General features: G+C 62.4%; 10 protein-coding genes. 8 read left to right on the top strand and 2 right to left on the bottom strand.

Annotation, left to right across the window (positions count from 1 at the left end; all coding sequences use genetic code 11):
* Positions 1-191 precede the first annotated feature (191 nt).
* Complete coding sequence (locus P775_RS21385) at positions 192-896, top strand: GntR family transcriptional regulator (protein WP_099912895.1); 705 nt, start codon at positions 192-194, stop codon at positions 894-896.
* A 12-nt stretch (positions 897-908) separates the two neighbouring features.
* On the opposite strand, the gene P775_RS21380 is transcribed toward P775_RS21385, so the two are convergent.
* Complete coding sequence (locus tag P775_RS21380) at positions 909-2,255, bottom strand: amidohydrolase family protein (protein WP_245875799.1); 1,347 nt, start codon at positions 2,253-2,255, stop codon at positions 909-911.
* Between the two features lie 196 nt (positions 2,256-2,451).
* Between P775_RS21380 and P775_RS21375 the strand changes: the two genes are divergently transcribed.
* The 7 genes from P775_RS21375 to P775_RS21345 are packed head-to-tail and all read left to right on the top strand — an operon-like array spanning position 2,452 to position 9,331.
* The gene (locus P775_RS21375; protein ID WP_245875798.1) at positions 2,452-3,489 is read left to right on the top strand and encodes an extracellular solute-binding protein; all 1,038 of its coding nucleotides are present in this window, start codon (positions 2,452-2,454) and stop codon (positions 3,487-3,489) included.
* Positions 3,489-4,634 (top strand): ABC transporter ATP-binding protein, encoded by a 1,146-nt coding sequence (locus tag P775_RS21370; RefSeq protein WP_245875797.1) that lies wholly within the window; start codon positions 3,489-3,491, stop codon positions 4,632-4,634. The genes P775_RS21375 and P775_RS21370 overlap by 1 nt, the downstream gene beginning before the upstream one ends.
* Positions 4,631-5,509 (top strand): ABC transporter permease, encoded by an 879-nt coding sequence (locus P775_RS21365; RefSeq protein ID WP_099912892.1) that lies wholly within the window; start codon positions 4,631-4,633, stop codon positions 5,507-5,509. The genes P775_RS21370 and P775_RS21365 overlap by 4 nt, the downstream gene beginning before the upstream one ends.
* Positions 5,506-6,306, top strand: a complete 801-nt coding sequence (locus P775_RS21360) for an ABC transporter permease (RefSeq protein WP_099912891.1) — start codon at positions 5,506-5,508, stop codon at positions 6,304-6,306. The genes P775_RS21365 and P775_RS21360 overlap by 4 nt, the downstream gene beginning before the upstream one ends.
* Positions 6,303-7,205 carry a polysaccharide deacetylase family protein gene (locus P775_RS21355; protein WP_099912890.1) on the top strand — a complete coding sequence of 301 codons (903 nt, stop codon included), beginning with the start codon at positions 6,303-6,305 and terminating at the stop codon, positions 7,203-7,205. The genes P775_RS21360 and P775_RS21355 overlap by 4 nt, the downstream gene beginning before the upstream one ends.
* Positions 7,202-8,572, top strand: coding sequence for an amidase (locus tag P775_RS21350; protein WP_099912889.1), 1,371 nt, complete (start codon positions 7,202-7,204; stop codon positions 8,570-8,572). Before P775_RS21355 ends, P775_RS21350 begins: the two co-directional genes overlap by 4 nt.
* A gap of 6 nt (positions 8,573-8,578) precedes the next feature.
* Positions 8,579-9,331, top strand: a complete 753-nt coding sequence (locus P775_RS21345; RefSeq protein ID WP_099912888.1) for an aspartate/glutamate racemase family protein — start codon at positions 8,579-8,581, stop codon at positions 9,329-9,331.
* A gap of 433 nt (positions 9,332-9,764) precedes the next feature.
* Here the strand turns inward: P775_RS21345 and P775_RS21340 are convergent, their stop codons facing one another.
* A complete protein-coding gene (locus P775_RS21340) occupies positions 9,765-10,382 on the bottom strand; it encodes a DUF1989 domain-containing protein (RefSeq protein ID WP_099912887.1) in 618 nt (205 codons plus the stop codon).
* Positions 10,383-11,242 lie beyond the last annotated feature (860 nt).

Raw genomic sequence — 11,242 nt, 5'->3', positions numbered from 1 at the left:
CCTCTGGGCAGATTACACCGCCGACATGGCGGCGTGATCCGCCGATCACTCCAACCGTAAAGGCTTGAGGCAACAAGTTGGCGATCCCGTCAAACGACGTGTGGTCCTTGCAAATGGAATTCCATATGATGGCGATTGCTGCGATACGCCCAAACTAAACTTGAAATCCATATCTGCAAGGCATGCAACCCATGGGAACCAACCCACGAAAAGACACAGAGGAAGTAAAACCGGCAGCTGCAACAGACATGTCCGCGATGGCGGCCCGCGTCGCGGACGCCTTGCGCGAACGGATTGTGCGCGGCCAGTTGCAATCGGGAGAGCGTATCGTCGAGCGTCAGCTGTCGGCGGAGCTGTCCGTCTCGCGCACACCGGTGCGGGAGGCTTTGAAATTGCTTGAGGCCGACGGACTCATCGAGATATCGCGCAATCGCGGGGCCCAGGTCACGGGCTATTCACCCGCCGAAGCGCGCCATCTGTTCGACGTTATCGCGGTGCTTGAGGCGCTGGCAGCTCAGCGGCTTGCGGAAACGATTTCGCCGCTGCTTCTGGCGAGGTTCGAGGGACTGCATGCGGAGATGCTCAGCCACTATGGCTCACAGGCGCTCGATCCCTATTTCGATGTGAATTCCGCCATCCATGACCTTGTCATCGCCTCTTGCGGCAATCCGAGGCTGGCTGATAACCACCGCCGCCTGATCCTGAATGCGCGGCGTGGCCGGTTCCTGGCGATCCTCAGCGCAGATCGCTGGGCGCAATCGGTCGACGAGCACGAGGCGCTGATGCAGGCCCTGCGGAAGCGTGATGGTGTGGCGGCATTCGATGTATGGCGCATTCACCTCGCCCATACCGGCAATACCGTGGCGGCAGTGTTGGAAGAGACCGCCGCCACGTAGAGGTGCCGCTTCTCAGCCCTTCGCCCGCGCCCATAGCCGTTCGGCGACGCCTTGTGCGGTTGTTATGACCTCCGACAAATCGACCCGTGTCGGGCGACCGTCCCGCACAAGGCATTCGCCCGCGCAAAACACCGTGCGGACATTCCCGCCCGAACCGGAATGCGCGACGATCCCAAAACCGTCGATCACCGGGGCGAGGTTGGGGGCATCGGCGTCCAAGATCGACAGATCTGCCGGGGCGCCAATGGCGAGCGTTCCGGTGGCCGCGTGTCCTCGCAGCGCCTTTGCCCCCGCCGACGTGGCCCAGCCGAAGACTTCGCGCGCGCTCAGCGCCAGTGCCATGTTGCCCGTCACCTGTGCTTCGCGGGTGCGTGCGGCGATCAGAGCACAGCGCATCGCCTCGAACATGTCGGCGGATTTCGTGTCGGTGCAGAGCGTAATGGCGGCACCCGCATCGCGCAGGGCGATGATGGGTGCAGCTGCACCGAAGGCGGCGTTGCCGATGGGGGCATGGGCCACCACAACACCGGCGCGGCCCATCCGCGCGATGTCATCGTCGCTGAGGTAGATGCAATGCGCGGCGATCAGATCCGCGTTCAACAGGCCGGTATCCTCCAGCAGTTCGACCGGGCTCATGCCGTCGCGGGCCTGGATCTGGGCTACCTCCATACGCGATTGCGCCAGATGGGTGTGCACTTGCTTGCCTGTCTGCGCGGCCAGATCGGCAAAGCGGGAGAGCATGTCGCGCGAACATGTGTCGGGTGCGTGTGGGGCGAGGATGGTGCTGATCCGGCCGTCACCGCGTCCTTCCCAGGTATCGATCAGATTCATCGCGTCGGTCATGGTCTGATCGGCGAGTTTCGGATCATGGACAAAGCGCCCTTCTGCCAACTCGGCGGTGTTTGCATCCATGACCCGGCCGCCCACCATGGCCCGCAGGCCGATTTCCTCGGCTGCCTGTGCGAGTGCTGCGGGGCAGCGGTAATAATCGACGATGGTCGTCGCGCCGGTCATTAGCATTTCCAACACGCCAAGCCGGGCCAGTGCCAGCGTCTCCTCCTGGGACAGCCAGTGCCCCTGCGGAACACCGGGTGTGTATGCGGGAGCAAAGCCGATATCCTCGACCATGCCGCGCACGATCATCAGGGGGGAATGGTTGTGGGTGTTCACGAAGCCGGGCAGCACAAGGGCACCACGCGCGTCGAGCACGTCGGCATCATCGGGTGTTGGCTGGGTGCCAGAGGGGTAAATGGCAGCGATTCGGCCTGCGCGGATCTCGATGTCCTGACCCGAAAGATAACCGGTTTCAGGGCAGACAATGCGGGCATTCCGGATTTGGCATGCAATATTAGTTTTCAAATTGCCGATCCTTTCAGCGTTTTGGTTTCGGTATGTTTTAATAGTAGGCATTGCTATTTTTGCGCAAAAAGAGCCATTGCCCGATCCCTCAGTTGCTGCCACCACAGATCCAATAAGTCAAATGGAATGCCATTTTAGCCGTTCTGAAACCCCTTGATTCCGGCATGGGCCGGGACAGATCAAAAGGAAATTGATGATGACCAGTTTGACCCGTCGTACCCTGCTGAAGGGATCTGCTGCCGCAGCCGTTGGAACCCTCGCTATGCCCGCGATCCTGCGTGCGCAGTCTGCCGAACTGGTGATCGGCTGTGCTGGCAGCCACACCGCCTGGATGGAAGAGATCGTCGTTCCCCACATGAAGGAGGTGATCGGAGCTGACATCCTGTTTGAGGGTACAAAATCTTCGGTGAACCTCGAAAAGATGTCGTCGAACCGTGACCGGCCCTACCTGTCGGTCGTTCAGATGGACGACCCTGTAATGATCCAGGCGGTCGAGGAAGATTTGCTTGCCCCGATGGATGCGACAAGTGTGCCGAACCTTACAGACCTGCGCGACGGGACAGTGCACATGGACGGGATGTGGGCGAACTATGTCCAACCCTGGGCCGGGGTCGCCTACAACTCCTCAATGCGCGACGGCGTTACCTCCTGGGGGGATCTCTGGGCGCCCGAGTCCAAGGGCAGGGTCATCATCCCGTCGCTGCAGAACACCGAAGGCATGTGGACCCTGTTCGCTGCCGCGATGCTGGGCAGCGGCAAGCCGTTCTCGGAGGCGCAGTACGAGATAGATGCAGCCTTTGCCAAGCTCGAAGAGCTGAAGCCGAATGTGCTGACCACCTATTCGGTGATGAGCCAGGCGTTCAACCTGCTTGAGCAGGGTGAGATCACAATGCTGGCGGGCAACTTCTCGTCCTATACGCTGCCGCGCAAGGCGGAAGGTGTGCCCGTTGATCTGGCCGCGCCGAGCGAGGGGATCTTTGCCATGCCCTCGGGCATCTGCCTCGTCAAGGGCGGGCCGAACACCGAACTCGCCGCAGCTTACGTGAACGAGATGCTGGGCGCCGGGCTGCAGAAGGAGATCGCCACCTTTGCCTCCTCCGTGCCTGCGAACACCAAGGTCGATGCCGGCGATCTGGTGCCTTCTGGTGTGCCGATCCTGTCGCCTGACTGGTCCTTCGTTGCGGCAAACCGTCAGGCCTGGATCGAACGTTTCGACAAGCTGATGGCGGTGTGATGCAGATGCAATCCGTCCAGACGCCACAATCAAATGCCCGCCTGGCCGACGGCGCGACATCGCCCGGGGACGCGCGGTATCTTGAGGTGTCGATGGTGCGCAAATCCTTCCATGGCGTGACAGTCATGGAAGGTATGAATTTCCACATGGCCCGAGGCGAACTTGTCTCGCTTCTGGGACCATCGGGCTGCGGCAAGACCACTTTGCTGCGGGTGATCGCCGGGCTCATGTCGGCAGATAGCGGCGACATGGTTCTGGGGCCGCGCAACATCACGCGGGTGCCTGCGCACAAGCGCAACATCTCGGTCGTGTTCCAGAACTATGCCTTGTTCCCGCATCTGACGGTCGCCGAAAACGTCGCCTTCGGTCTGAAGGCGCGGGGGGATACTGCCGGCATGCCGACGCGGGTGGCAGAAGCATTGGCGCTGGTGCGCATGAACGCCTTTGCCGACAAGGCCGTCACCGGCCTCTCTGGCGGGCAGCAGCAGCGCGTCGCGGTGGCGCGTGCGCTGGTGGTCCAGCCCGATCTGTTGCTGCTGGACGAGCCTTTCTCGGCGCTTGACCGCAAGCTGCGGGAAACCATGCAGGTTGAACTGAAATCGTTGCTGCGCGATCGTGGCATCACCGCGATATTCGTCACCCATGATCAGGAAGAGGCGCTCGGCGTCTCCGACCGGATCGCGGTGATGAACGGAGGCAAGATCGAACAGTTCGCCGATCCCTCGACGCTTTATGCGCGTCCAAAGACGCCGTTCGTGATGGACTTCGTCGGTCTTTCGCTGCGCCTTTCCGGGCGGGTGATCGAGCACCGCGCCGCAAGCAGCGTGATCGAGACCGCGCAAGGCCAGATCGTTGCTCCGGTAGAGCTGCCTGTCGGCAGCATGGCCGTCGTCGGCGTGCGCCCCGAACTTGTGTCGGCTGTGGCAACTTCCGAAGATGCAGCCGGGACGGGGCGCAACCGCATCCAGCCGGTGCTGGAGGATGCGATGGTTCTCGGGTCGAAAACCATATTGCACGGGCGTGCGGGCGAAGGTGACCGGGTGATTTGCGAATTGTCCGGAATACGCTCAGGGTTCGTCCGCGGACAGACCGTGACGCTGGACTGGGCCGTAGAGGATACGCTGGCGTACGAGGTCGCGGGATGACGGCTGCGCCAAACATCATCGCGGGCACACCGCCAACACGGTGCGGCTTGGGCTTTGACCGGATTGCCTTGCTTGCGGCGCCGGGACTCTCATTTCTGGCGCTGTTCTACGCCATTCCGCTTGCCCTGCTGCTGTTTCAAAGCCTGCGCGGGCCGGAGGGCGGTTTCGGCATCGCCAACTATGTCTCGTTCTTTTCCGAACCGTTCAACATAGGCGTGCTCATGCGCACGTTGCGCGTGGCCCTGCTGACCACGCTCCTTTCGCTCATCATCGCCTATCCCACGGCCATCGCGATGAACCGGGCGCGGGGCGTCTGGCTGACCGTCTTCCTTGTGGCCATGGTACTACCGATGTCGCTGGGCGTGGTGGTCAAGGCATTCGCCTGGTCGATCCTGTTTCGTGCCAATGGCGCGCTGAACCAGATCATGCAGGCGATCGGGCTGACCGATGGCCCCGTGCGTATGCTGTTCACCGAAACAGCGCTGGTGATCGGCGCGGCGAACGTGTTCCTGCCCTTCATGGTGTTGCCGATCTACGCGGTTCTACAACAACAGAAGGCATCCCTGGCCGACGCCGCGGCCAGTCTCGGGGCAGGGCCGTTCTTTCGCTTCTTCCACGTGGCGCTGCCGCTGACACTGCCTGGTATCGTGGCGGGGGCGGCCTTCGTCTTTTCGCTGTCGGTGTCGATGTACGTGATCCCCAGCCTGATCGTGGGTGAGACGCAGCAGAACCTGCCCATGCTCATCGCGCGCTCTTTCCTCTATCTGCGCAATGAGGAACTGGGGTCTACCATCTCGGCAATCCTGCTGATCATCGCCATTGCTGTCGTGCTGGGCTCGACCTGGCTCGCCGCACGTCTGGGAGCCAAGGAATGACGCAGACCGACCGTATCTTTCAGACCGTTTCGTGGATCGTCGGGTTGGCCACGGTAGCCTTCCTCATGCTGCCCATCTTGATCACAGTCGTCGTCGCCTTTTCGGCCTCGCCAGTCTATACTTTGCCGCCGCCGTCCTGGTCGCTGCGCTGGTTCGCGGATCTGCAGAATAAAACCGGGCTTGTCGATGCGGTGCTGCTGTCGCTCAACCTTGCGGTGGTCTCGACTCTGGTCAGCCTGATCCTCGGGACGGCAGCGGCCATCGCCGTGGCGCGGGGCCAATTTTCTGGGCGCGGGGCCGTGGCCACCTTTGTTGTCTCTCCGCTGATGATGCCTGGTCTGGTGCTGGGTGTCGCGATGTTGCAGTTTTTCCGCGACATCGGCCTGCGCGATGCCTATTGGAGCTTGCTTCTGGCGCATGTGGTCATCACGCTGCCCTTCGTGATGCGCACCCTTCTGGCGGCGATGGGCAGTTTCGACTTTTCAATCATCGACGCGGCGCGCACGCTCGGCATGAATTATCCCAAGTCGGTGGCAAAGGTGCTTATCCCCAACCTCGCCCCGGCCTATCTGACCGGGGGGCTGTTCGCCTTTCTGGCATCGATGGACAATTACCCGATCTCGATCTTTCTGACCGATGCGCGCAACAAGACCCTGCCTATCAAGATGCTGCAATATCTCGAGGAACAGCCGGATCCGTCGCTCGCGGCAATGTCGACCGGACTGATCCTTCTCGCGGTGACGGTGCTGGTCATCGGGGCGCGCACCGTCGGACTGAATCGGATGATCCAGGGATGAGCGCGCCGCAGGATCGCCGCGATTTGCGCGGCAGCTGGGGCACCGCGGAAATTGCCGCGCCATGGCCAGACAAAGCGCGTCTGGCCGTGTCCTTCGTGGTCAACGTCGAAGAGGGGGCAGAGCTGTCCATCGGCGACGGAGACGAGGGCAACGAGTCGATGTATGAAATCCGCGAAGAGGTGATGAAGGGTGCCGACCTCTGCATGGAGAGCCATTTCGCCTATGGACCGCGTCGAGGCTATGACCGCATCGTTTCCGCTTTCAAGGCATATGGCGTTCGCGCCACATTCTCGACCTGCGGGCGCGCGGCCCGGCGTCTGCCCTGGCTGATGCAGGATGCCGTATCGGTGGGGCACGAGATCAGTTGCCACGGCTGGCGCTGGGAACGCCACGCCGGAATGACGCCGGAGGCTGAGGCCCGCATCATCGCCGACACCCATTCCACCATCACAGAGGTCTCCGGGCAGGCTCCGGTCGGTTGGCACACGCGTTCGGCGCCGTCCGAACTAACCCGACAGCTTCTGCTGGACCATGGCGGGTTTCTCTACGATTCCGATTGCTATGACGACGATCAGCCACGCATCGAACGCATTTCGGGCAAGGACCACGTCATCCTTCCCTACGCCTTCGACACGAACGACATGCGGTTTTCGCCAGGTGGTGGCTTCGTGCAGCCTGAGGATTTCAGCCGCTACGTCGCGGGCGCTTTCGACCGCCTTTATGAAGAAGGTGGGCATGGGGCCCGGATGCTGTCGGTTGGGTTGCATCTGCGCCTGATTGGCCGCCCCGGGCGCATCAGCGGGCTCGAGGCGTTGCTCGCGCATATGTCGGCGCGCCCCGGTGTCTGGTTCGCCAGCCGGGCTGAAATCGCACGCTGCTGGAAAGATGTCGCATCATGACCCGCCAAACCGCTCGGGCCATTGCCTCTGGGGTCAACGCCGGGGAAGTATCTGCCCGAGTGGTGTCCGAGACGGCGCTCGAGCGCGTTCAGCGGCTCAATCCTGGACTGAACGTTTTCGCCCATCTCGATCCCGCGATGACCCTGGCCGAGGCGGATGCGGTGGACGCCCGCCATGCCGCGGGCGAAGACATGCCCCTGGCCGGTGTGCCGGTGGTGATCAAGGACAACATCTGGGTTGCCGGGCGTCCGATCACGCAAGGATCGCGCCTTTTCGCGGATTTTATGCCGCCCCGTGACGCAGAGGCCGTGATACGGCTGCGTGCGGCGGGGGCCGTGATCCTGGGCATCGGAACCTGTTCCGAATTCGCGTGCAAGGGCCTGACGAACACGCCGCTGCATGGGATCACTCGCAACCCCTGCGATCCGGCGCTGACGCCGGGCGGATCTTCGGGTGGCCCGGCTGCGGCGGTCGCTGCGGGCTTTGCGCCGCTGGCGCTTGGCACCGATGCTGGCGGTTCGAGCCGCCGCCCGCCGGCGCATACCGGAACCGTGGGGTTGAAACCTTCGCAGGACGTGGTCCCGTATGGCCCCGGCTTTGCCGAGCCGTTCTGGAACATTTCGGTACTCTCTCCCATCGCTGGAGATGTCGTCGATGTGGCGCTGATGTTCGATGTGCTTTCAGGCCCAGCCGAGATCTGGGAACCGGACCGCCCGTTGCGCATCGCTTTCGCCCCGACGCTTGGTCTGGATGTTCCCATGGACGGGGCAGTGCATGCAGCAATGTCGGCGGCGGCGGAGGCCCTGCGCGCCGATGGCATCGTGATGGTCGAGGCTGCCCCGGTCTGGCCGGAGGGGATCAATCCCGGCGCGCTCATGCCGATGCAATGGGCGGGGCTGGCGGATTTGTATGGCGACCGCTGGACCGCCACCCCCGACTTGTTCGATCCCGATCTTGGTGCCCAGATCACGGCAGGGCTCGGCCTGTCCGGGGTCGATGTGGCCCGCGCTCTAGAGGCTGCACAGGTGACACGCGACGTTCTGCGCTCCTTCATGACTCGCTTCGACCTGATCGTCAGCGCCACAACCCCTTGCGCCGCTTGGCCGGTTGACCGGCTTGGCCCGGCCTCCATCGGCGGTGCCCCGGCCGCACCGCGGGACCACGCCGCTTTCACGTCGCAGTTCAACCATGCGGGCCTTCCCGCGCTGTCCCTGCCCTGTGGTCGGACAGCCGAAGGGCTGCCGCTCGGTCTGCAGATCGGCGCCGGGTTCGGAGGCGACCGCCAGCTTCTCAAAGCTGCAGCTCTCTTCGAACGGTGTTTCAAACGTGCCTGTCTGGCTCCCGTACCTAACGCAATGAACGAGTAGAACCCAATGCGCATTCTTCTGGTCAATCCGAACATGTCCACCGACATGACTGACACCATGGCCGATATAGCCCGACAAATTGCCGGACCCGACGTCGATGTAGTACCCTTGACTGCCACACGGGGGTTTCCCTATATCGCGAGCCGCGCCGAGGCGCAGATCGCCGGTGGCATCGCTCTCGAAATGATCGCGGACAACCTGAGCGGGGTCGATGCCGTCATTCTGGCAGCCTTCGGTGATCCGGGATTGCGCGCGGCGCGCGAACTGTTCGACCTGCCGGTGATCGGCATGGCAGAGGCCGCGATGATGAACGCAGCCATGCTGGGAGAGCGGTTTTCTATCGTCACTTTCTCGCCGGTCATGCGCCTCTGGTACCTCGATTGCGCGCAGGACAGCGGACTGATCGGGCGGTGTTGCGGCGTCCGCACCCCCTCCAGCCACCCTGCCGACATGCGTGATATGCGTACCAGCTTGCGCGACGACGTGATCGGTCTGGCGCGACAGGCGGCAGAAGAAGACAGCGCCGATGTCATCATCCTCGGGGGCGCGCCACTTGCCGGAATGGCCAAGGACATCGCGGGTGACGTGCCTGCCATCGTCATCGACCCGATTGCCGCGGCGGTGGCGCAGGCCACCGCGATGGTCCGCATTACGCATCCAGCCAGTTTCGCAAGACGCATGCGCAAGCCGCTTGCGAAACCGTCGCTTGGGCTCGGCCCCGCCCTGACCGCAATCGTCGCTGGGGAGCAATGGTTTTAATTTCCCGCTGATGGCTGACGGCTGTCCACGTCACGACGACATGACCCGCTTCTTGGACAGCGATGCGCCAGGCCTCGTCATCAGAACGGTCCGGCGTGACGCGATCGATGGCAGCTTTCAGATGCACGTTGCTCACGGGCGTATCTTCCCGTCTCGCCTGTGCCTTAGCTTTGCGGATCGCGGCCGCCACGGCTGCGCCGGAGAACCCGACCAGTCGCCGGGAATGGAACGCAGCAACGCACCAAGTCAACGCTGCCTAACCGCGGTCCTCGGCGGATGCTTACGGTTGAAGGTCAAGGCCGGTGCCTTCAGGTTCCGCAGACCCCGCTCGTCCCAGCTCGGGAGCCCTACAGGCAGCCTGTCGGCTTCATGGCTCCAGAACCGATCCGGACTGACTGGCTGCATCCGGAGGGGTCCTGCACGGCGCGAAGGATCACGTGCTGCGATGAAGGATCCTGTAATGCGCCTCGGTCGGCTGACAGGCCGCGCCGTTGATCGGCAACATGTCCTGCGGGCAGGCCGACATTGCAACGACGCAATCCATCGCGGCCCGAAGGATGACATGGTCGCCCGGCTTGGAAAGCGGCTCTCCCCAACCCGTCGAACCGTCCGCTGAGACTGGGATGTTCATCCACAGGTTCAGCGGACTTGGGCATTCGGGCGCTTCAAGCCCGATCCGCCGCATGGCGGCATGCAGGTTGTCCGTGCAGTTGTCATGATATTCGGTGCAGCCGAGGAGGCCATAGCGGTAGTCGTCGCAGGCCGCGATCAGGGTGTCGTGTCGTCCCGGCGATGTGTCTTCCTCGATGACCATGATCGCCCGGCGCAGGTTCGTGATCAGCGCATCCCCCTTGCCGGGCCACAGCTTGCCCAAGGTCGGGCGCATGTGCTCGTTCGACAGGAATTCCGTCAGATCCTCGGCATTGAACACCCATGTATCCACTACCTGGGATCCGTGCGTGTTGATGATCTGAATGGCCTCTCCCGCGCCGAGGCGCACGGCGCGCCCGCGACGCGCCGGAAGCGTGAACAGATCTGGTTCCGTGTACATCTCGCTTGCCTCCGGTTTGCGCAGTGTGATGATCAGAACAGAGTTTCCATAGCCTCGCAACCGGATCGACGAATACCGCGTCGATCTCCCGCCTACCAAGCCCTTCGCAAATGGCTCCTTGCCGACCTCGGGTGCGGCGCGGTAATGGACGCAAACGTGGGCTGATCGATGGCAAGGACGGCCCTTTGCGGAAGGTCGACATTACGAAGACCGGAAAATTAGGAGCACCACACTCAAGGTTTTGCCCCCGCGCATGGTCCCAACGCAAGTAGCCAACCGTTTGCGCTGGACGTGTTTCACCACTACACCTGCAGGCGGCGGGAGCCAGTGATGGCCCTCAGAGTCCCTTCCATACGAGGCATGAAAACGGCTGAGCAGCGGAGACATCCTGCATATGATCGATTGAGAGTTAAGGGGTTTCAAGTATTGTAGGATCGTTAATTAATGGCGATTTTGTGTCGCAGTTTGATACGCTGCTTGGAGAGGCAATGCTCAATTCAGGATCGCGATGGCTTCGTTGGGAGCCGCATATTCATACCCCTGGCACAGTGCTCAACGATCAGTTCAAGGGGCATCGCCAAGTTGTTGCCTCAAGCTTTTACGGTTGGAGTGATCGGCGGATCATGTGCTTCGGGTTTTTCTGATCGTTGCGATCCTTCCTGTTCTTGCCAGCTGGGCGGGAGAGCGCAAGACACGCCCATTTTAGGTTTCAGATGACCGGGCCACAGTGGGCCTAGGCAGGCTTTCACTCCGGCTCACTTGTATAGAGCCGCCATGCCTTTCCGGAGCATCCAGTCGCTCACATTTTGCCTCCGTCCTGGCTGTCATACACACCGCCGGTAGCCTCCGCGTATGAGAGA

The sequence above is a fragment of the Puniceibacterium antarcticum genome, assembly GCF_002760615.1.
GTDB classification, from domain to species: Bacteria; Pseudomonadota; Alphaproteobacteria; order Rhodobacterales; family Rhodobacteraceae; genus Puniceibacterium; species Puniceibacterium antarcticum.
This window is presented reverse-complemented; position numbering and strand designations above follow the sequence as displayed.